The organism is Bacillus sp. 5mfcol3.1, from assembly GCF_900114335.1.
Lineage (GTDB): Bacteria > Bacillota > Bacilli > Bacillales > Bacillaceae_G > Bacillus_A > Bacillus_A thuringiensis_S.
Genome location: NZ_FOST01000004.1, coordinates 132297 through 155191 on the forward strand (window position 1 = coordinate 132297; position 22895 = coordinate 155191).

A 22895-nucleotide genomic window follows, 5' to 3' on the forward strand; every position below is an offset into this window, starting at 1 on the left:
ACCTGACACTCTAGTCAGGTTTTTTTCTCTTATTATTTTACGCCTACTGCATCATAAGCTTTCGTTACAGCTTGTACAGCTTTAGAGTTTTTACCATATAAATCTTCAGCTGACTGAAGAGCAGCTTGACGCATCATTTTGAAGTCAGAGTTTGCAGTTAAATATTTCGTAAGCGCACGGTAGTAAATTTTTTCTGTCGCTTCACGGCCCACTCCAGTTACTTTCACGCCGTAATGATCTCCGCCTTCAGAAACTAAGTATGCAGCTTTATTGTTAATACTGCTGTTAATATGAACGCCGCCATTATCAGCTGTTCCAGTATAACGTTTACTATAGTGATCTGGGTAACCTTCACTTGGTTTTAATGGGTTTGGAATAGATGCTGGATCTTTTAGTGAACGAAGCGCATCGCCTGGTTTATCAGGTGTATAAATGTCAGCACCTAAATCCCAGCTCTTCTTCTCAACCATAACACCCATAATATCAGATAACGATTCATTTAACGCCCCTGACTCATTTTTGTAAACAAGGTTTGCTGTATGTTCAGTTACAGCATGCGTTAATTCGTGACCGATAACATCAAGTCCAGCAGATAATGGAATGAATGTTTTTCCATCGCCATCACCATACATCATTTGCACACCATTCCAAGCTGCGTTATTCCAGCTCTCCCCTACGTGAACAGTTGAAATAAGCTTCGCACCTTTATCATCGAAAGAGTTACGATTAAATGTCTTTTTGTAGTAATCATATACTTTTCCTGCATTTACATGCGCATCAACTGCAGCTTTATCTTCGAAGAACTTAGATTTACTTTCAACTTCTTCTCCTGTATATCCAAGCCATTGTGAGAATAAATTAAACCAGTTCTCGTCCATATTTTCTGCATCAAATGTATGAACACCTTGTCCTCGTTTACCATCAAACAAGTTGAATTGTCCTGTTTTCGTATCTTGAGCAATTTCAAATGATTGTCTAGCACCTAATACTCCGTAACCAAATCCAGTAATGTTATCTACAGCGTTATATTTCTCAATAACATTTCCATTCGTTGCATCAACAAAATAATGCCAATATCCTGGAGCTGGTTTTGAAATCGATGCCTTAACTAAGTATGCAAGGTAGTAATTACCGTCCTTTTCATATACAAATAAATCTTTTTTCACACCGTCATAACTCTTTACTTTACCAATTTCTTTCTCAATATCTGCCTTAGCAATTGTTTCTGCTTGTTCCGCAGTAATGCTTGCAGCTGCAGGAATATTTTTATCATCTAAATTCGGAATAACTTGTCCGAAGAATGCTTTTACATTATTCTCTTTATCAAGTGTAACAGTTTGATCAGAACCGTACACAGGAATGTTATTATGTTTCTCAACTAGCTTTACATGTGTCGTATCAGATTCAGCGTCTTTTTCTTCCCCAACGATATTAAAATGCTTTTCAATATTTCCTGCTAATTTAAACATATCTTTCTTACTCTCTAAGTATTGAAAGACCGTCTCTTTTTTATCTAGCCCTTCCGGTGCTTTCCATTCTTCACCTATGTATGCAGGTGTTTTAAATTCTTGATGATATTGAATTTTTTGTTCTTCCGCTTTCGTTGTCGTTGCCCCAAACGCTCCAAATCCCCCGGCGATAACAGTTAACGCTAATGCTGATGAAATGACTTGCTTTTTCACTATAACATTCCCCATTCCCATAAAGATTTTTGACACTTTTATACAATTCTGATTTTTACAGCTGATACCTCTACCCAAAATTTGAGAAACATTTTTCAGACAATTCCAATCAAAAAAAGAGGACATCCTATCGGATGTCCTCTTTTTTTTACGCATTTTATTGTTTTTTCAATTCAATTGCTAAATAGTGTGATTGCTCTTTCGCTTGAATGTGAATATCTTCTTCTACCGCTTCTGCTGCATCACGCATAACAAGATTTTCACCATTGATTACACTGCTTCCTTCAATTTGTACAAGGTACAATTGACGGCCTTCTTTCACTGGAAAATGAATTTCTTTTCCAGCCTCTAATGATAAGGAGTATAAATTCGCATCTTGGTGAATTTGAATTGGTGCATTTCCTTCTACTGAAGATACCATATGAAACCATTCATTTTCGCGCTTGCTCCAATCAAATTTAAACTCACCATAGTTTGGTTTATGATCCGCACGGTCTGGTAAAATCCAAATTTGTAATAAACGCAGCGTTTCATCGCCTAAATTATGCTCGCTATGAAATATACCCGTGCCAGCACTCATATATTGAACATGTCCACGCTCAATCGTTCCGCGATTTCCCATGCTGTCTTCATGTGTTAAAGCACCATCTACAACGTAAGAAATAATCTCCATATCACGGTGCGGATGCATATCAAAACCAGTTTGCGCCCCTACTAAATCATCATTAATAACACGTAACGCTCCGAAGTTCATGTTATTTGGATTATAGTAATTAGCAAAAGAAAAATGAAAATGTGTATTTAACCAGCCATGATTTGCTCTGCCCATATTTTTATGATCAACTTTTCTAAACATAGCCTTCACCTCATACTATCTCGAATTCGAGATTTATTTTAAAATTTTTTCTTACTGTAACTTTTTTAGTAGTGTTAATAATTGCTTTTGTTCCTCTATATTTAAATTATGAAACTTCTCTGCTTGGAACGTTTCTTGAGGTGGGACGATTTCCTCATATAAAGCTCTTCCCTTTTCTGTTAAAGAAATATATTTCGTAGTACCCTCTTGTTCACGCGAAATCCACTCAAGCTGCTCCATTTTATTTAAAAGCTGCGTTACATTTCCTTTCGTAACAAATAGCTTATTTCCAAGTTCTTGCTGCGTTAAACGATCATGTCCTCCAACTTGAGCTAACACATCAAACTGGGCGGCAGATACATTCCATTTCTTCAAATGCTGATTCGTCTCACGAATACTCTTATTATAAAAACGTGATAAACGAAACCATAATAGTAGCCCTAGTCTATCTTCTGTTTTCATTTCATCACCTCGCTCGTTTCATACTATTAGTTTAGAACTAAACTTTATAAAAGTCAAATACTTATTTTTAATAAGCACAAAGAAAGCACAGCGCTATTTCTCCACTATGCTTTACATTAACTTTCTACTCTTATATTCATCCAATTTCCTCTCCGCGAACTTCCTCGCATCTTTTTCAATCCACCGCTCTTCGTACCGTTCACTTCCCACATACAATATATCTCTCTTATGCTGCATCGCATGGCGGAATTCATGCAGTAGCGTTTTGAGAACTTGCTCATACTCTTCCCACATACAAACGAAAATTAATTGCTTTTCTTTATGGTAAAAACCACCTACTGGGAATAGGAACTCTTCTTCCTCTTCTCCTAATGATAGAAGCACATCGTTTGCATCACACGTATCACAAAAAATAACGGGCGTTTTACATACTTCAATAAGAGAAAACAAATCCTCTCTCAACTTTTTGACATCCCAAGGAAGCTCCGAATCCAACACATACCAATTCTCTACCTGTTGATATACATTTTGAAACTGGAGTTCCATTTCTCTTTATTCCCCTTTCCAAGCACCCTTTTTCTATATGTATGCCACAATATGGTAAATATTAAACGTATTCTTTCATCCTTGAAAAAATGCCAATAAAAAAGAATCTACGTCGACATAGATTCCTTTTCTGTAATCACTTTTTTTTCATCATTTTTTTTAATACAAAATAACCAATTGCACAAACAATAGCAGCAAGTGCAAAGTATTTCACATATGGCCCCGCAACTTTATTAATACTTTCCCACTCTGTTCCTAATTTAAAACCTAAATATACAAACACAATGGACCACGGAATAACAGCTAATGTAGTTAGCGTAATAAACTTAGCATGTGACATTTTCGCAATACCCGCTGGTATCGAAATAGCATGACGCACAACCGGAATAAAACGTGCGGTAAAGATAACGCCAGTTCCATAACGATTAAACCAATCTTCAGCATAATCAATATGTTTCTTCTGAATTAAAATATATTTTCCATATCGCTCAAGAACAGGTCTTCCCCCATATCGACCAATCCAATAAATGAATAGTTGTGCAATTACACCACCAATTGTACCGAACGCGACAGCGCCCCAAAATGTAATGCTTCCTGTTGATACTAAATAACCTGCATAAGACAATACGATTTCACTTGGAATAACCTCTAGCATTAATCCAAGCATAATTCCCCAATAACCAAGTCCTTCTAAAAAAACTAAAACCGAATGAATCAACTCTCCTAACATCATTTACCTCTCTTTACTGTTTTCATTACAAAAATAAAAGTACAAGCAGGAAATATCTTGTACTTTTATTTTTTTTAATTTAGTTAGTCTTCGTATCCCACTTAAAGATTTTATTTAAGAATTTATATACATTCTTCGACTCTTTTGTCAAAAGTGGGCCTAAAATGGATAGTATAAGCACGTATAGTGCTGAGAATGGTTTTAAGACTGACATTAAACCACCGGCGATACCGATATTAGCCATAATGATGGAGAACTCTCCTCTTGAAACGATTGTTAATCCGATATTTGTTGATGCTTTATGAGATAATCCAGCTTGTCTTCCTGCGATCATTCCTGCTACAAAGTTACCGATTATCGTAAGAAGGACAGCGCCTAATGTTAACCATATCGCTCCGCCTAATGAGAACGGATCAATACTTAACCCGAAGCTGAAGAAGAAAATAGCTCCGAAAAAGTCTCTAAATGGAACAACAAGATGTTCAATTCGGTCACTATGCTCCGTCTCAGAGAAAACTAATCCTAGAAGAAGTGCTCCAATTGCTTCTGCAACGTGAATTGTTTCTGAAAAACCAGCAATGAAGAATAAAGAAGCAAATACTACAATAATAAAGATTTCATCTGAGCTAATATTGAGCAATTTATTTAATAACGGCGTAGCCTTTCTAGCTACTATAAAGAATAGAAGCATATATCCTAAAGCAATTCCAATTGAAGTAAGGGCACCTAAGAAGGAAGCGTGATCCCCTAGTACTAAACCAGAAACAACTGATAAATATACAGCAAGGAATATATCTTCAAACATAATAATTCCTAAAATTAATTCGGTTTCATTATTACCAGTTCTTCTTAAGTCCACTAACACTTTAGCAACGATAGCGCTAGAAGAAATCGTAATAATACCCGCAATAATTAAGATTTCTAGTAATGGGAATCCCATTATAAATCCGTATAACAAACCAAGTGAAAAGTTAATTAAAATATAAATCGTTCCACCAATCGCAATAGAGCGTCCAGATTTAATTAGTTTTTTCATTGAAAATTCTAATCCTAGATAGAATAGAAGGAATAGAACCCCAATCCGTCCAAGGAAGGAAATTACACTTGCACTTTCAATAAATTTGAGATCGATAACACCTATTGTCGGTGCATGCGGTCCTACTAACATTCCAAGAACGATTAGAAAAGGAATTACTGAGAATTTAAACTTTCCAGCAATTACTGCTGCAATTGCCACTAAAACTAAAGCTGTACCAACTTCAAAAATTAACGTATCCATCTAATCAGTCCCCCCTATTTGAAAGTAATTCATTAATGATTTTTTTAATTTCTTCTCTCTCACCTGAAACTACCAGCATATCTCCTTCTTCAATTACTGTTTCTGGTCCTGGATTAAATAGCTTCTTCATGTTCTTCTTCATAACTGCGATTATCGTTACGCTATATGTTTTTCTTATTTCAAGATCGCCAATTGTTTTTCCGATTGCTGGAGCTGTATTCTCCACTTTGAACCACTCAATCGCTAAACCTTCAAAAACCATCTCAACATTTTCTAACGCCCTAGGCTTATATACCATTCCACCTAATATTGCCGCGATTTGTCTTGCCTCTGAGTCACGTAGTGAAATACTTGAGATGCTTTCTTCATGGTCTGAATCAAAATGATACATTTCTCTACGACCATCATCATGAATGACAATTACCATCTTTTCATTACCTTTCGTAACGATTTGAAACTTATAACCAATACCCGGAAGTTCACTTTCTCTAATATTCATTTTTAGCTCCTCCATAACTTATTTATTTTAATTTTCTGTTTTTCTGTCTTTTATTCATCCAATCAGCTTTAGAAATTCTAACCACTCAGGATATTTGTGATTTGGAAATCTTTTATTGTAATAATAAGTGGACCCTAAAAAGATACTTAAAGATGTAATGATAAAAAATATATTACTTCTCATTTTCAAACTCTCAAGGCTTACTTTCAATAAAGAATCTTCTTTCAAATTATCCCCACTTTCCCGCTTTAAATTTAGTTTTTTAAAATGTAAATAATTCTAAAAATATTACTATGTAACATAATCATAACACAAAAATGATTTAAGTAACATAATTTTTTAGAAAAATTGATTCTCGTATATTTTTTGCATATAATTTTCTTATTACGAAAAAAAGGAAGTGTATTATATGGTTGATATCTTTAGCAGATTCCTTGAGGTAACGAATAATATTTTATGGTCATATATTCTTATTGCAATGCTAATCGGCTTCGGTCTTTACTTCTCTTTTAAATTAAAATTTGTCCAAATTACTCATTTCAGTGAGATGGTCAGCTTAATTAGTAAAGGGTTTAATCGAAAAGAAAAAAAGAAAGATAGCATCTCCCCATTCCAAGCATTTTGCTTAAGTGCAGCAGCACGTATCGGTATTGGGAACTTAGCTGGCGTAGCATTAGCAATTTCAATGGGTGGACCTGGCGCAATATTTTGGATGTGGTTTATCGCGATTATCGGAGCAGCTACTAGTTTCGTAGAATGTACACTTGCGCAAATTTATAAAGTAAAAGATGGAAGTAGGTTCCGTGGTGGACCAGCATATTACATGGAAAAAGGGTTAAACAAACGCTGGATGGGCGTCTGGTTTTCACTTCTTATTACAGTTGCGTACGGATTAATTTTCAATTCAGTTCAAGCGAATACAGTAACAATAGCGTTTGAAAATGCTTTTGGACTAGAGCGAACGATCGTAGGAGCTCTATTAGCCTTATTAGTTGCAGTTATTATTTTTGGTGGTATTAAGAGCATTTCACGTATTACAGAAATGATTGTTCCGCCAATGGCAATCGTTTATATCGGCGTGGCTATTTTTGTCGTTATTAACAACTTCAGTATGTTACCAAGCATTTTCATGGAAATCTTTAACGGTGCATTCGGTTTAGACCAAGCCATCGCTGGTGGTATTGGAGCAGCAATCAAGTTCGGTATTCAGCGCGGTTTATTCGCTACAGAAGCAGGAATGGGTAGTTCTCCTAATGCAGCCGCAACATCTGATGTATCTCACCCTGTAAAACAAGGGCTTGTTCAAGCATTAGGCGTTTTCGTAGATACATTCTTAGTATGTACATCAACAGCATTTATCGTATTATGTTCTGGACTTTACAAAGGATCAAATTTAGAAGGCATCGAATTAACACAAAACGCATTAAGTTCACAAATTGGACCGTGGGCAAGCACTTTCTTAGCGATTATTATTTTCCTATTCGCTTTCAGTTCACTTCTAGGAAACTACTATTATGGTGAAACAAATATCGCATTCATTAAAGAAAGCAAAACATGGTTAATGATTTATCGTGTTGCAGTTGTCGGAATGGTATTCTTCGGATCAATCGCTGCTCTTAAAACAGTTTGGAGTTTAGCTGATTTATTCATGGGACTAATGGTATTCACAAACTTAATTGCCATCTCATTCCTTAGCAAATTTGCTTACGCTGCATTAGTAGACTATTTGAAGCAAAAGAAACAAGGCAAAGATCCTGTCTTCGTTGCAAACTCTATCCCTGGCTTAAAGAATACAGAGTGCTGGGATGGACAGGATGTAGAAGAAAAACAAAAGGCTGTTTAACAAATAAAAGCGGAAGCGGCTCGTTTAGAATCGCAGGACACTTCAAGCTCTCGACCTTGAAGCGCTTTTTGCTTCGAGCGAGAGAGCGAAATGACCGGAGATTCTAGCCGCTGGAGCTGGATATTAATTAAAAGCGGAGGTGACTTGCTCAGAACAGGAGGGCATTGGAGCTCCTGACGAAGGGGCGTTCTTTGCCTCACAGGAAGGCGCGAAATGACCGACTGGTCTAGTCACCGGAGCTGGATATCACTAAAAGCACAAGCGGCTCGTTTAGAACAAGAGCCATATCTCAAACAAAGGCCCTATTACTTCATCGTAATAGGGCCTTTTATTTACAACAGTTCATAATTTGTTCAAATTAATCCCAGCAAAAGGGTTGATTTATAGAGATTACTAGATTATAATAATTATAAATTAGTAATCGATATCACATAATAACTCAAAAGGAGATTGATCATAATGAACAAACAAGTAATCGAAGTATTAAACAAACAAGTAGCAGACTGGAGCGTTTTATTCACAAAACTTCACAACTTCCATTGGTATGTAAAAGGACCTCAATTCTTCACATTACACGAGAAATTCGAAGAACTTTACACAGAATCAGCTACTCACATCGATGAAATTGCAGAACGTATTTTAGCAATTGGCGGCAAACCAGTAGCAACAATGAAAGAATACTTAGAACTATCTTCTATTCAAGAAGCAGCATACGGAGAAACTGCAGAAGGGATGGTCGAAGCAATCATGAAAGACTACGAAATGATGCTAGTCGAACTGAAAAAAGGCATGGAAATCGCTCAAGATTCTGACGATGAAATGACATCTGACCTACTACTAGGTATCTACACAGAACTAGAAAAACACGCTTGGATGCTACGTGCGTTCTTGAATCAATAATAGACTTTAAGGCGGAAGCGGCTCGTTTAGAACAGGAGGGTGTTGGAACTCCTGATTACGAGGCGCTTTTTGCCTCGAATGAAGGAGTGAAACAACCGACTGTTCTAGCCGCTGGAGCTGGATATCATTAAAAGCGGAAGCGGCTCGTTTAGAGTCGCTTTTTTATGTAATGGTCGCACTTAACGGTACACGAAATTATATCAACGATTTTTCAAATATATCGATCATAACTCGCAATATATCAACGATTTTTTCATTATATCGATCATTACCCGCAATATATCAACGATTCGACAAAGGATATCAATTTGCCGACAAATCAAGACAATATCAGCGCCCCTCTCCCCTACTTTTATCAATATATTACAATCTCATCTATGTTAAAATATAGGAAACACCCTTTAGTATCATAGATCCAAAAAGCTTTTCCAAATTCATCATTTACTACTTAAATGACGGGAGTGGTTCAGTTGAAAGACTACTTAATTAGAGCATTTTTTGCGTTGATAACAGTTGGGATTCTCTTACTTATAGCTAATATTTTCAATATACGTGTCGAGGTTAAAGACTATGCTTTCCTCGTTGTCGTAGCAATTGGTGGCGGCTGGGGTGGCTGGTACCTGTATAAAAAACAAAGCAATCAAAATGATAAAGGCATTCCAAAGTAATATGGAATGCCTCTTTTATTGCCTTCTGTAATAAATAATGAAATTCAGGCCACTAATACAACCAATCGCAATAAACATACAAAACGATTGTGGATCTCCAGCCAAATTATACTCATCAACAATAAAGCCAATCATAAAGAGTGTTATCGCCGAAACACCGATACACAATATCGAAATAAACCAAAGCGAAAATTCATTAATTAGCTCTTTCTTCTGTGTTGAAACGATTAGCATAACAAGAATAGACGCTGCTAAAATACTTTTAAAAACAGGACGTAAATATACGAACTCCTCCATCAATTTCTCCTTTTCCAAAAACGTCATATATTAAAATTAACATATTTAACCAAATTAAAAACACATGCCATCTTAAATTAAAACGACATGTGTTTCCGTATTTGCTATGATAGTTGCTTCCACTTCGTTCCCAAAACAGGACGCTCATAATTTTGGATTGCATGAATTAGTTTATCTGCCGTCTCAGCTGAAACGATCAATTCTTTATTTGATGGATTCATAAATCCTTCTTCTGCTGCACGTTCAACCATTTGCAGAATTGGTCCGTAAAAACCTTTTATGTTTAATAAACCAACCGGCTTATTATGTATACCAATTTGTGACCAACATACAACTTCAAATAGTTCTTCAAACGTTCCGTATCCGCCTGGAAGCGCAATAAAAGCATCTGCAAGCTCTGCCATTTTCGCTTTACGTTCATGCATCGTCTCTACTTCAATTAATTCTGTTAATCCTGTATGCACAATTTCTCCTCGGAATAGACCGCGTGGCATAACACCTGTTACACGTCCACCTAAACGAAGAACTTCGTTTGCTACTTCTCCCATTAATCCAACGCATGAACCACCGTATACGAGCTCATACTCGTTCTCAACAAACATTTTACCTAACTGAATTGCCTGCTCTTTGAATTCTGGTCTCTCCCCTAAATTAGAACCTGCAAACACACAAATCTTTCTCATTCCTACACCCCGAAACTATATATTGTTATGATACAATTGACATTGTACAACATATTGAGGAGATGAGGAAGAAATGGATATCGTTGCATTCCAAAGATGGGTTGAGGAATTTTACGAAAAACGAAGCTGGTCACAGTATAATGCCTTTATTCGCTTAAATTTCTTAACCGAGGAAGTTGGGGAAGTTTCACGAGTCGTTCGTGCTATTGAAATCGGCCGCGATCGCCCTGATGAAGATGCGAAAACAGAAGAAGAGCTAAAACAAGAACTAAAAGAAGAACTTGGCGATGTACTATCTAACCTTATTATTCTTTCGCAAAAATATGATTTAGACTTACAAGACATTATGGACGCACACGTCACAAAGCTTTCGAAAAGGTTCGAAGCATCTAAATGAGAATATTATCAATTATGGTATAATATTCTTGTCACAATACTAAGGGGGATTTTATGTTATCAAAAAAATTGCACGACGCATTAAATGAACAAATGAACTTTGAATTTTACTCTGCCCATGCTTATATGGCAATGGCTGCTTACTGTACAGCTGAGAGCTATGATGGATTCGCTAACTTTTTCCTTGTACAAGCTGAAGAAGAACGTTTCCACGCAATGAAGCTTTACAACTATATTAATGACCGCGGAGAGCGCGCTATTATTACTGGATTTGATAATCCGAATAACGAATACGAATCTGTATTAAACGCTTTTGAAGTCGCACTTGAGCACGAGCGTGAAGTAACGAAACGTATTTACAACTTATCTGATATCGCTTGGGATGAGCGTGAACATGCAACAATTACATTCTTAAAATGGTTCGTTGACGAACAAGTCGAAGAAGAAGCTTCATTCGATAGCATCATCCAAAAACTAAAACGTATTACAAGCGATTCAAACGCACTGTTTATGCTAGATGCTGAATTAGAGAAACGTACATTTACGCCTCCAGCTGAGTAATATTTCAATCACCTTAATACATGTATTAAGGTGATTTTTTTGTTTGCTCTCTATCTTAAAATCACCTTAAATTTCCTCATATTTGACATAGTGTCAGATATAAAATGGTATTATTTTCAATATAAAAACGAATATACGAGGAGAGGAAAAATGAATCAACGTGTAGAAGCTGTTGATGCAATTCGTGGTTTCGCTTTGTTTGGCATTTTACTAGTCAATATGACATTAATTCAATTTGGGTTCTTCACCAGTGAAAAACCAACTTATCTATTTGGCGATCTTGATAAAGGCGCTAATTGGTTTATTCAATTTTTCGGCACACATAACTTTATATCCCTATTTTCTTTTCTATTTGGGCTTAGCATTATTTTGTTACAAAAAAGTATTATCGCAAAAGGAAAAAAATTCTTCCCCACATACATAAGACGTATTATCATTCTTTTACTACTCGGCTACATTCATGGCACTTTTGTTTGGGAGGGAGATATTTTATTTGCATACGGAATAATCGGGATTTTTTTAATGATATTCATCAATCGAAAACCGAAAACTTTGCTTATTTGGGCGATTATTCTACTCGCACTTACTACACTTATGTCTTATCAAACTGATCCATCTACAAATATAAATGATTTCGCACCTTATACTGAAAAAGAACATAAAGTCCATCAAACTGGAAGCTATATGGATCACGTCAACTTTAGATTGACTGAAAATCCTTTTGATTACATGGGAATTGACGGTGCATTCGGATTATTTTTTATATCAGTTTTCGCAATAATTTTTATGTCTCCACTGTTCCTACTCGGAATGTATGTAGGGAAAAAAGGCTGGCTATTTGAGGTCAGTAAACATATACCTGCTGTCAAAAAAATATGGTTTGCCACCGGTCTCTTCTCTTTTACAATTAAAATCTTAGCTATGTTCATAAAACACCCGGTTTTAATTATGTTACAAGATGGCCTTACACCAGTAACTATGACCTTCTTTTACGGAAGCACAATCATTTTATTATTCCATTACAAAAAAGCAACCCGTCTACTAACATACATGGCGAACATGGGGAAAATGTCCGTTAGTAATTACTTAGCGCAATCTATTATCGCAACAACCATTTTTTACGCATATGGATTTGGCTTATACGGGAAAATCGGCTATTTCTTCGGTATTCTTTTAACCATCGGAATTTATACGATTCAATTATTCGTTAGCACCTATTGGCTCCAGAAATACCGAATGGGGCCAGTGGAATATGTCTGGAGACTGGGAACTTATTTAGAGAAACCACGTTTTAAAAGAGACTTGGATAAAGCAAGTTAAACAAAAAAAGCAATGAGCCTACGCTCATTGCTTTTCTTAATTTATTAAAGCATAACCCCAACGATAATCGCTGATAATATACTTACTAACGTTGCACCGTATACAAGTTTTAAACCGAATGATGATACAACGTTTGCTTGTTTGCCATCGATACTCTTCGTTGCACCTGCGATAATTCCGATAGATGAGAAGTTCGCAAATGATACAAGGAAGATAGATAAAATACCTACTGTACGAGCTGATAAATCGCCAGCTACTTTTCCAAGGTCAAGCATTGCAACGAATTCGTTCGTTACTAATTTTGTTGCCATAATTTGTCCTGCTTGTAACATCTCTGATGTTGGAATACCCATCACGAATGCTAATGGTGAGAAGATATATCCTAAAATGCTTTGGAATGTGATTCCGAAAATTGAATCGAATACACCATTAATTGCTGTAATTAATGCCACGAAACCGATTAACATCGCCGCTACTGTTACAGCGATTGAGAAACCAAGCATAATATATTCGCCTAACATTTCAAAGAATGTTTGTTTCTTGTCTTCTTGTAATTCTAAAATATCGTCTTCTTCTTTTACTTCATATGGATTAATAATATGAACAATAATGAATCCACTAAATAAGTTTAATACAAGTGCTGTTACTACATATTTTGGATCAATCATTTTCATATAAGAACCGACAATTGACATCGATACTGTAGACATTGAAGATGCACAAAGTGTGTATAAACGATTTTTCGGTAATTTGCTTAGTTGATCTTTTACTGTAATGAATACTTCCCCTTGACCAACGATTGCAGCTGCTACCGCATTATATGATTCTAGTTTTCCTAAACCGTTAACTTTACTTAATAGGAAACCGACTGCACGAATGATAATCGGTAAAACTTTAATATGTTGCAGGATCCCGATTAATACTGCTAAGAAAATAATCGGTAATAATACTGTTAAGAAGAATGGTGCTTGTCCATCGTTTGCTAGACCACCAAATACGAAATTAACCCCAGCTTCCGCAAATTTTAAAATAGAACCAAATCCATCTGCGATCCCTTTTACTAATACAAATCCGACCTTTGTATTTAGTAAGAAATACGCAAGTACCAATTGAATAACAAGCATAAGTGCAATTGGTTTATATTTAATCTTCTTACGATCTGAACTGATAAGGAAACCTAGTACAAACACTACAAGTAAACCGACTAGAAACATTACTATTTTCATATGTGAATCCCCCACTTCTCCCACGAATTATTGGTCGTATAACGTATAACGAATGACGTCTGACCATTATTGTTAAAAAAATTTTAAACCCCTAAAACTATTCAACTGTCATCTAAAATCAGTAAGCGTTTACATAAATTGCAATTTATAAAAGGTAGCTTCTTCTCTCCTACCATACTTGAAAGTCTGAAATTGATACCACCTACAAATCAAATTGTAAGCGTTATCTAGGTGAAATGCAATATAAATTTTAAAAGATTTTTATATGTTAATATATTCCTAATTAATTGGTTTTTTCATGCAAATTTACCATAAAAAAAATAGCCCCAGCTATGAGCTAGAGCTACCCTTTTTTACCCCGCTTTAACGGGCAGTAAGACCCCCATCTCAACATTCAGCGAAAACAAAGAAGTTAGATGGGTGATTAATTGCCCATAAAAGCCCGATTGGTTCAACTAATAATCAGCGGGGGATAAAGCTCCCCCCACTAATTAAAGTTTTACTTTATAACATAACACCAACGATAATCGCTGATAGAATACTTACTAACGTCGCACCGTACACAAGGCGTAAACCGAATGATGATACAACATTTGATTGATTTTCATCGATACCTTTCGTTGCACCTGCGATAATTCCGATAGATGAGAAGTTCGCAAATGATACAAGGAATACAGAAAGAATACCAACCGTACGAGCCGATAAATCACCAGCTACTTTTCCAAGGTCAAGCATCGCAACAAACTCGTTTGATACTAATTTTGTTGCCATAATTTGTCCCGCTGTTACCATTTCTGCTTGCGGGATGCCCATTACGAATGCTAATGGTGAGAAAATATATCCTAAAATAGCTTGGAATGTAATACCGAACATTGTATCAAACAAGCTATTGATTGCTGTAATTAATGCTACGAAACCGAGTAACATAGCTGCTACTGTAATCGCAATCGTGAAACCAAGCATAATGTACTCGCTCAGCATTTCAAAGAATGATTGTTTTTTCTTATTTTCTAATTTCAGTGTATCTTCTTCTTCTGTAATATCGTACGGGTTAATAATATGAATGATAATGAAACCACTAAATAAATTTAATACAAGTGCTGTTACTACATATTTCGGTTCGATCATTTTCATATAAGAACCAACGATTGACATCGACACTGTCGACATTGAAGATGCACATAATGTATATAAACGATGTTTTGGGATTTTACTTAATTGATCTTTTACTGTAATAAATACTTCTGCTTGTCCAACAATGGCAGCTGCTACTGCATTATATGATTCTAGTTTTCCTAGACCATTTACTTTACTTAACAACGTACCAATAGCACGAATAAATATCGGTAAAATTTTAAAGTGTTGCAGAATTCCGATTAAAACCGCAAAGAATACGATTGGTAATAGCGCTGTTAAGAAGAATGAAACCTCTCCTTTATTAACCAGACCACCAAATACGAAAACGATTCCAGCTTCCGCATATCCAAGAAGTGCGCCAAATCCATCTGAAATTCCTTTTACTAAAATATAACCAACTTGTGTATTTAATAAGAAATAAGATAATACTAGCTGAATAATAAGCATAATTGCGATTGGTTTATACTTAATCTTCTTTCGATCGGCACTTATAAGAAAACCGAGTACAAATACAACGAGTAATCCTACAAGGAACATAACAAACTTCATTAATAAAATCCTCCATTTAACTCTTCATTAACGTTGAACGTCTGACCATTCGAAACAAGAAATAATCCGAACTTTCCATTTCTCCTCCAAAACCTTCAATCGGATAGGAAAGATCATAAAACCTCTTATTTCAAAGGCATTTTCCATTCTAACACAAATCACAACTCATATCCGCACTTTTCTTAAAAAAATACATTTTATTATGAAACATTCATTAATGTTCGTCTTTTTCATTATAAAGCGAAACTTTAATGAGCAGGATTTTCACTTCACACAAATAGCTGAACCAACAAAAAATGAGCATCAAGTTTCACTTGATGCTCACCTCATTATACTGCTTTTTCTTTATCAGCTACCGCTGGCTTATCCCAACACTCTGTATTGTTCAAACCTGGAATAGACTCCGCATAAAAGACTGGATCTTTCCCTTGTTTCTTTTGCTTAATATAATCTGATAACGCTGCGAAAGCGTACTTAGAAAGGAATACAATTGCTACTAAGTTAATAACAGCCATAATTCCCATAAATAAATCTGCTAAATCCCAAACGATTTGAATTGTCGCTACAGATCCTAGCATAACCATACCAAGTACAGCAATGCGGTATGCATTTAATAACACTTTACTTCCATTTAAGAACTCAATATTTGTTTCACCATAGTAGTAGTTACCTACTAATGAACTAAATGCAAACAAGAAGATCGCAACTGCCACAAATATAGAAGCCCATGGACCGATATGTTGACTTAACGCCTGCTGCGTTAATTGAATTCCATTTAAATCAGCTGCATTATGCACATCTGATAAAAGAATAATAAATGCTGTACAACTACAAATTAATAATGTATCAGTAAATACCCCTAAAGTTTGAATGAAACCTTGTTTAACTGGGTGCGTTACGTTTGCAGTCGCTGCTGCGTTCGGCGCACTACCCATACCTGCTTCATTTGAGAATAACCCACGTTTTACCCCTAATAAAATCGCAGCTCCTAATCCTCCGCCTACTACTTCTTTAATTCCGAAAGCATGTAAGAAAATTTCTTTAAATACATATGGAATTGCCGTAATGTTTGTTACAACAACGAATAATGCCACTGCTACATAAATAATTGCCATTACTGGAACAATCATTTCAACCGCGCGAGCAATTCGTTTTACCCCACCGAAAATAATAACTGCAAGTAAACCAGCCATAACAAGACCTACCAATCTGCTATCTGTTTTAAATGCACCATCAAAAGCAGCTGCTACAGTATTAGACTGTACAGCGTTAAAAATCAATCCGAAACTTACTGTTATTAGAACAGAGAACACAACACCTAACCAGCGTTTCTTTAAACCCTTTTCCATATAATACGCTGGGCCCCCACGGAATGCATTCCCATCTTTTACTTTATAAATTTGCGCTAATGTGCTCTCTACAAATGCAGAAGCACCCCCAATTACCGCAATTAACCACATCCAAAATACTGCTCCTGGACCACCTGCTGAGATCGCAATAGCTACACCAGCTAAGTTACCAGTACCTACACGAGAAGCTGTACTCATACAAAACGCTTGGAATGATGATACGCCGCTCTTCTCTTTTTGCGCTTTCCTCGTTTTCGAGCTTGCTCCATCCCCAAGCAAACGAATCATTTCACCGAAGTAACGAACTTGGACAAATTTCACACGAAATGAAAAATAGAGCCCTAACCCAATTAACATCGCAATAATGACATATGACCAAAGGATATTATTTACATCCCCAATTACCCTAGCTAAAAAATCCATATTTGTATTGCCCCCTCTTCCTAACAATAAGAAAATTATATTCTAAAAACTTTAAGTAATCAAGAACTTTATGTAAGGTTTTATGACATGAGTATGTTAATTATCTTAACATACGTGTTTTTTTTCATAAAAATATAGCTATTACATGCATTTATCCAATACTCAATCACTTATCCTCTTCGACCAGTCATACTTTTAAAGCAGTACGTTCCCCATAATAACGAGAGAAACAAACAAAAAAAGTTATATTAATAATTACCCCTCACCCTTTTCATTATTTACTACAACAAAAAAGGCGAGCATCGAATTTGCCTCGATGCTCACCTTTTCAATTACACTGCTTTTTCTTTATCTGTTACCGCTGACTTATCCCAACACTCTGTATTCGTTAAACCAGGAATAGAATCTGCACTGAAGACTGGATCTTTCCCTTGTTTCTTTTGCCTTACATAGTCTGCTAATGCTGCATACGCAAATCGGCCAAGAAGTGTAATTGCAATTAAGTTCGTGATTACCATTAGACCCATAAATAAGTCTGCCATATTCCATACAACTTGAAGCGTCGCAACAGAACCGAATAATACCATTCCAACTACCGCAATACGGTAAATTGTTAACCACGTTTTGCTTTGCTTAATAAATTCAATATTTGTTTCACCATAATAGTAGTTTCCTAGAAGTGAACTAAATGCAAATAAGAAAATAATAATCGCTAAGAAACTGCTCGCCCATGGGCCAATTTGTGAACTTAATGCATTTTGTGTTAATTCAATACCTTCTAAATTTGTTGCTTTATATGCACCAGAACATAGTACGATAAACGCTGTTGATGTACATACTAAGAATGTATCTACTAATACTCCAATTGTTTGAATAAAACCTTGTTTCGCTGGATGCGTTACATCAGCTGTTGCTGCCGCGTTCGGCGCACTACCCATACCTGCTTCGTTCGCAAATAATCCGCGCTGAATACCATATTTCATCGCAGCACCGATACCGCCACCTACAGCTGAATCTAAACCGAATGCACCTTTAAAGATTTCCGTAAACACATCTGGTATTAAATAGAAGTTTTTAATGACAACAAAAATAGCTACTGCAATATAAATAAGCGCCATTGGCGGAACAATCATTTCCGACATACGTGCAATACTTTTTACACCACCAAAAATAATAACCCCAACTAATGCAGCTAATACAATACCAACAATATAACGCTCTAAGCCAAATGCATTTTCAAACGCTAATGTTACTGTATTTGCTTGTACTGAGTTGAAAATTAAACCGTAACTAATTGTAATCAGAATAGAGAACCAAATCCCCATCCAACGTTTATTTAAACCTTTTTCCATATAATAAGCAGGACCACCGCGGAAGCCACTGCCATCTTTTATTTTATAAATTTGCGCAAGCGTACTTTCTACGAAACTTGAAGACGCACCGATAATCGCAATAACCCACATCCAAAATACAGCTCCAGGTCCTCCCATAGAAATAGCTAACGCTACACCAGCTAAGTTCCCGATACCAATACGAGCTGCAGAACTCATACAAAATGCTTGGAACGATGATACGCTGCCCTTTTTACGTGTCTTGCCAGTTAGTCCATCACTCATTAAACGAATCATTTCCCCTAAATGAGTAAGTTGTACGAATTTTAATTTAATAGAAAAATAAAGCCCTAAACCAATTAACATTGCAATAAGAATATATGACCAAAGAATTGTATTCGTTGATGAAATAAATTGCTCTAAAATATTCATACAATTAACCCCCTCCTTTTCTCCATAAAACGAATTATATTTAAAAAACATTCAAAAATCAACATTTTTCGACAATTTGCAATTTCCAAATATTAGCCAGGTTCACAGTAACAATATCTTTATGACTGACTACCCTCCCTCTAACTGTGCATACTAAAACAAAAAATAAATTCACAAACAACCCTATTGACAAAAATACCAACCTGTAACTATAATGATTACAACAGGTTGTAACAAACCTAATTACAACAAATTCATTTACTTTCAGATATACACTTTAACAAAACACTTTGGAGGGATTTATTATGAAAATCGGAATTATCGGAGCAACTGGTAAAGCAGGAAGTCGTATTTTAAAAGAAGCATTGGATCGCGGACATGAAGTAACTGCAATCGTAAGAAACGCTGCAAAAATTACAGAAGACAATGTAAAAGTTTTAGAGAAAGATGTATTCTCTCTTACATCTAACGACTTGCAGGCATTTGACGTAGTTGTAAATGCATTCGGTGCTCCAGCAGGCGAAGAACACCTTCACGTAGATGCAGGAAACGTACTTATTGAAGCTGTGAAAGGTGCACCAAACACAAAATTACTTGTAGTTGGCGGAGCAGGAAGCTTATTTGTAGACGAAGAAAAAACAACACGTGTATTTGATACACCAGGTTTCCCGGGCGAATACCTTGCAACAGCTCAAAACCAAGGTAAAAACTTAGAAATCTTGCAACAAACAAATGATATCACTTGGACATTCATCAGCCCTTCTGCACTATTCGCATTAGGAAAACGCACTGGTTCTTACAAAGCTGGCAAAGACAATCTTCTTGTTAACTCAAAAGGTGATAGCTACGTAAGTTACGAAGACTTCGCAGTTGCAGCACTTGATGAAATCGAAAACCCAAAACACGTAAACGAACGCTTCACAGTAGTTTCTGAAGCTGAATAATAAAAAAAGCTCGTAAAACATTATGTTTTACGAGCTTTTTCTTATTATTGCACTTGCTCTAATCCATTTTGAGTAATCTTAAAGGATATTTCTTGCCCCTTCATCGCATCCTCTTTTTTAACTAACTCATTCTTTTTGTACCAATTCAAACGACTCGGTTCCGCATGATATACTTTCAACACATCTCCATACTCAAATGCCGTTCCATTTAATTGCCCAGCAAAATTCTTTGAAGTCTCTTGTCCTTCTGCCGTTACATGCTTTTTCTCATTTCCATTTTTATCATAAATCGTAAGGCCTATATACTGCTCATTTACAAAGCGATAATGTATTTCATCATCGGTAAATGTCGCATGTAATTTCTTTTCTTCATGATTTAACGTAACGATTGAACGTGTTACATTAGCTACACCTTGATATACTATACTATCTCCATATGTTACTTCTAATGAAACTTCCGTCACTTTCTTATTTCCAAAGCGATCCTTCGTTTCTACTTTTACTTTTTGTTCACCAATTTTTGTTGTATTCGGTTTTTCTACAAATCCAATTACTTCTCCGTCTTTTACTTGAACAAAGTTTTTTGCATCTAATTTATCAGCGTTTGTTCCGATTACTACTTTTTGCGGTACAGTTGTTACTTCTTGCTTAGCTTCCATTCTTTCAAAGCCGTTTTCAGTAATTTTGAAGACTAGTTCCTTTATCTCTTTATTCTTTCCTTCTCCCGCATATACACCTTTTTTGTACCAGTGTAAGCGTGAAGATTCAGCATGATACACTTTCACCACATCTCCATATTCAAACGCTAGTCCGTTTATTTCCTTAGCAAAAGCTTCTGTATTCTCCAACCCTTTTACCGCTATATTTTTCTTCTTTTTTCCCTCTTTATCGTACAGTGTAAATTCAAAATACTTCTCATCTTGAAAATAATCGTGAATTAAATTTTTTGTATCTGTTGCACTAAATTTTTTTGTACCATGGTGTAGAGTTACGGTTGACTTCAAGTCTCCCTCCCCGGTATATTTCAATCCATATACAAGTAGGCTATCCCCATATCCAACATTCACTACAACTGGAATGAAATTCTTATTTCCTTTTCCATCTACAATTTCTACTTTTACATTTTTTTCTCCAACTTCAGGCTTATCTTGCATAATCACACCTGTTGTCTTTACACCTTCTCCTAAATTCTGTACAAGTTCCTTTGCTTTTTTCTCATCATGTGTAGTACCGATTACTACATTTTGTATTTTTTCATTATTTGGCTCGCCATATGGAACTTCATATAACTCAGTTTGTTTTTCACGAATTGGATTGCTATCTGTAGATAACCATATTTCTTTTTCTAATTTTGGTAAATTTAATTTTTCAATCTTTTCTCTCGTAGCATCATTTGCAAATAATCCCCATTTATCAAAGAAAGGAATTAAATTTTGTCCTGCCACTTTTGACGTCATATAAATAAACATCTGCTTTTTCTCTTCATCAGATTTAGGCAGTTCTGTGTCATGTAACAAACGATACATTTGATGTAAATTCGGATAGAATTGTTCCCCATAAGCTAAATGTAACTGCCAAAACATAACTAATTTCTCAAATACATCCATCTTTTCTTGTGCATCTGGTTTACCTAAATAAGCAAATGCACCTTCATAGCGCCCCTCTTGCTCTAACCTTGTTTTATGCCCGAATGTAGTTTGAACTGCCAAAGAATAAATATTAACGGTTACTTCTCCAAGTCCATCCCATAACCAAGTATTCTGTTGATGTTGATGTCCCACTTCATGCCAAGGCCCCCATCCATCATTAGTTAACTCTTCTAGATTTAGTACTGGCCCTAAATTCCCTTTACTATAAGCTGTTCGATAATAAGTCGCATACATATAATTGTCCGTATACCAGTCTTCAACAAAATGAATGGAATGTTTACCTTGATTCGCAACACCCACACCACCTTTTGATAAACCTGATATCTTATGTTCTATATTAATTATTTCATCGTGTTTCTTTAATAACGCAGCTGGATCTTCTTGTTTTAAATGCTCCGCTACAGTCTCAGGATGCATAGTTAATAAACTATTTTCTCCCTTCATTTCTATTGCATATGGATCAGGATTCTCTGCCAACATACGTTTCCAATCTTTTGTCGTATGCTTTCCTAAAATAAATAAAGGATTTGTTGTACCACCTTTTTTCACTTTAGCGACTACTTCTCCTGTGTTGTGATAATTATAAAAGTATAATAGTCCCCCATTTGAAGAAGAAATTTTATTCTCACCAGGATTTAAATTGAATTGTTTAGGTTCTTCTTTTTCATAAGAATATGTACCAATATAAGCTTTAATCTGTTGAGTCCCTTCTACTTGAATAACTACTTCTTCACCCGGCTTTACATAAATGCCCGTTGGTTCATAAGGAGAAAAACTCATTCGACGCTGATGCAACTCACGCATCTCTTCTACATTACCTTTTGGCAGCAATTGATACACTCGCTCTTCTTGCTCTTTCTCCTTATCTTCCATCGTCATCTCTGCATACACCTTAGGTACTTCAAGTCCATATGGCGTTAATAACGTAACTAAACAAGCACCAGCTACTAATATCCTACTCGTCTTTTTCTTCGACATAATCTGTGTCCCCTGTTCCTTTATTTAAAGAAACTACCCTATATATTCATTTAATAAGAAATCCTATTATTTTTATAAAAACATGTAATGAATAGGCTAACACTTCGCGCACCTATATCAATTGCTACCGCATTTCTTCCTATGTATTCGCTTTC

Annotated in this window: 21 protein-coding genes; 7 read left to right on the top strand and 14 right to left on the bottom strand. The window is 35.8% G+C overall.

The window, feature by feature from the left end:
• Positions 1-32 precede the first annotated feature (32 nt).
• The 7 genes from nprB to BM089_RS21885 form a co-directional block, all read right to left on the bottom strand.
• On the bottom strand, positions 33-1682 hold the full coding sequence (nprB, locus tag BM089_RS21855; protein ID WP_000745123.1) for a neutral protease NprB: 1650 nt from the start codon (positions 1680-1682) through the stop codon (positions 33-35).
• Positions 1683-1839: 157 nt separating this feature from the next.
• Positions 1840-2538 carry a pirin family protein gene (locus tag BM089_RS21860; RefSeq protein WP_075719948.1) on the bottom strand — a complete coding sequence of 233 codons (699 nt, stop codon included), beginning with the start codon at positions 2536-2538 and terminating at the stop codon, positions 1840-1842.
• A 51-nt stretch (positions 2539-2589) separates the two neighbouring features.
• On the bottom strand, positions 2590-3000 hold the full coding sequence (locus BM089_RS21865; RefSeq protein ID WP_000845480.1) for a MarR family winged helix-turn-helix transcriptional regulator: 411 nt from the start codon (positions 2998-3000) through the stop codon (positions 2590-2592).
• A 111-nt stretch (positions 3001-3111) separates the two neighbouring features.
• Positions 3112-3546, bottom strand: coding sequence for a DUF3920 family protein (locus BM089_RS21870; RefSeq protein ID WP_000422801.1), 435 nt, complete (start codon positions 3544-3546; stop codon positions 3112-3114).
• A 136-nt stretch (positions 3547-3682) separates the two neighbouring features.
• On the bottom strand, positions 3683-4276 hold the full coding sequence (locus BM089_RS21875) for an undecaprenyl phosphate transporter UptA (protein WP_000900214.1): 594 nt from the start codon (positions 4274-4276) through the stop codon (positions 3683-3685).
• 79 nt (positions 4277-4355) lie between these two features.
• Positions 4356-5555, bottom strand: coding sequence for a cation:proton antiporter (locus BM089_RS21880; protein WP_000380223.1), 1200 nt, complete (start codon positions 5553-5555; stop codon positions 4356-4358).
• Between the two features lie 4 nt (positions 5556-5559).
• Positions 5560-6054, bottom strand: coding sequence for a cation:proton antiporter regulatory subunit (locus BM089_RS21885; protein ID WP_001026075.1), 495 nt, complete (start codon positions 6052-6054; stop codon positions 5560-5562).
• A 409-nt stretch (positions 6055-6463) separates the two neighbouring features.
• On the opposite strand from BM089_RS21885, the gene BM089_RS21895 reads away from it, so the two are divergent.
• The 3 genes from BM089_RS21895 (at position 6464) to BM089_RS21905 (ending at position 9465) form a co-directional block, all read left to right on the top strand.
• Complete coding sequence (locus tag BM089_RS21895) at positions 6464-7897, top strand: alanine/glycine:cation symporter family protein (protein WP_000227591.1); 1434 nt, start codon at positions 6464-6466, stop codon at positions 7895-7897.
• A 459-nt stretch (positions 7898-8356) separates the two neighbouring features.
• Positions 8357-8797, top strand: a complete 441-nt coding sequence (locus BM089_RS21900) for a Dps family protein (RefSeq protein ID WP_001041895.1) — start codon at positions 8357-8359, stop codon at positions 8795-8797.
• Positions 8798-9267: 470 nt separating this feature from the next.
• Positions 9268-9465, top strand: coding sequence for a hypothetical protein (locus tag BM089_RS21905; protein ID WP_000656312.1), 198 nt, complete (start codon positions 9268-9270; stop codon positions 9463-9465).
• A gap of 15 nt (positions 9466-9480) precedes the next feature.
• On the opposite strand, the gene BM089_RS21910 is transcribed toward BM089_RS21905, so the two are convergent.
• Both BM089_RS21910 and BM089_RS21915 read right to left on the bottom strand, forming a co-directional pair.
• Positions 9481-9762, bottom strand: a complete 282-nt coding sequence (locus BM089_RS21910) for a hypothetical protein (protein WP_000390916.1) — start codon at positions 9760-9762, stop codon at positions 9481-9483.
• A gap of 104 nt (positions 9763-9866) precedes the next feature.
• Positions 9867-10430 (bottom strand): LOG family protein, encoded by a 564-nt coding sequence (locus BM089_RS21915; RefSeq protein WP_002094193.1) that lies wholly within the window; start codon positions 10428-10430, stop codon positions 9867-9869.
• Between the two features lie 88 nt (positions 10431-10518).
• Between BM089_RS21915 and BM089_RS21920 the strand changes: the two genes are divergently transcribed.
• The 3 genes from BM089_RS21920 (at position 10519) to BM089_RS21930 (ending at position 12722) form a co-directional block, all read left to right on the top strand.
• Positions 10519-10842: a MazG nucleotide pyrophosphohydrolase domain-containing protein gene (locus BM089_RS21920; protein ID WP_000355746.1), complete on the top strand. Its 324-nt coding sequence runs from the start codon at positions 10519-10521 to the stop codon at positions 10840-10842.
• Between the two features lie 53 nt (positions 10843-10895).
• Complete coding sequence (locus BM089_RS21925) at positions 10896-11402, top strand: ferritin (RefSeq protein ID WP_000949403.1); 507 nt, start codon at positions 10896-10898, stop codon at positions 11400-11402.
• Between the two features lie 150 nt (positions 11403-11552).
• Positions 11553-12722: a DUF418 domain-containing protein gene (locus tag BM089_RS21930; RefSeq protein ID WP_071731072.1), complete on the top strand. Its 1170-nt coding sequence runs from the start codon at positions 11553-11555 to the stop codon at positions 12720-12722.
• A 44-nt stretch (positions 12723-12766) separates the two neighbouring features.
• Here BM089_RS21930 and BM089_RS21935 read toward each other — a convergent pair whose 3' ends face one another.
• From BM089_RS21935 to BM089_RS21950, 4 genes are all read right to left on the bottom strand, one after another.
• A complete protein-coding gene (locus tag BM089_RS21935; protein WP_000706853.1) occupies positions 12767-13948 on the bottom strand; it encodes a NupC/NupG family nucleoside CNT transporter in 1182 nt (393 codons plus the stop codon).
• A gap of 504 nt (positions 13949-14452) precedes the next feature.
• Complete coding sequence (locus BM089_RS21940; protein WP_000673847.1) at positions 14453-15634, bottom strand: NupC/NupG family nucleoside CNT transporter; 1182 nt, start codon at positions 15632-15634, stop codon at positions 14453-14455.
• 329 nt (positions 15635-15963) lie between these two features.
• Entirely contained in the window at positions 15964-17406 is a 1443-nt protein-coding gene (locus tag BM089_RS21945; protein WP_000346409.1) for an alanine/glycine:cation symporter family protein, read from the bottom strand.
• 332 nt (positions 17407-17738) lie between these two features.
• Entirely contained in the window at positions 17739-19169 is a 1431-nt protein-coding gene (locus BM089_RS21950; RefSeq protein ID WP_016123726.1) for an alanine/glycine:cation symporter family protein, read from the bottom strand.
• Between the two features lie 305 nt (positions 19170-19474).
• Here BM089_RS21950 and BM089_RS21955 point away from each other — a divergent pair, with 305 nt between their 5' ends.
• Positions 19475-20113 carry an NAD(P)-dependent oxidoreductase gene (locus BM089_RS21955; RefSeq protein WP_090978085.1) on the top strand — a complete coding sequence of 213 codons (639 nt, stop codon included), beginning with the start codon at positions 19475-19477 and terminating at the stop codon, positions 20111-20113.
• A 44-nt stretch (positions 20114-20157) separates the two neighbouring features.
• Here the strand turns inward: BM089_RS21955 and BM089_RS30760 are convergent, their stop codons facing one another.
• The gene (locus BM089_RS30760; RefSeq protein WP_139213314.1) at positions 20158-22740 is read right to left on the bottom strand and encodes a M60 family metallopeptidase; all 2583 of its coding nucleotides are present in this window, start codon (positions 22738-22740) and stop codon (positions 20158-20160) included.
• Between the last annotated feature and the right edge of the window lie 155 nt (positions 22741-22895).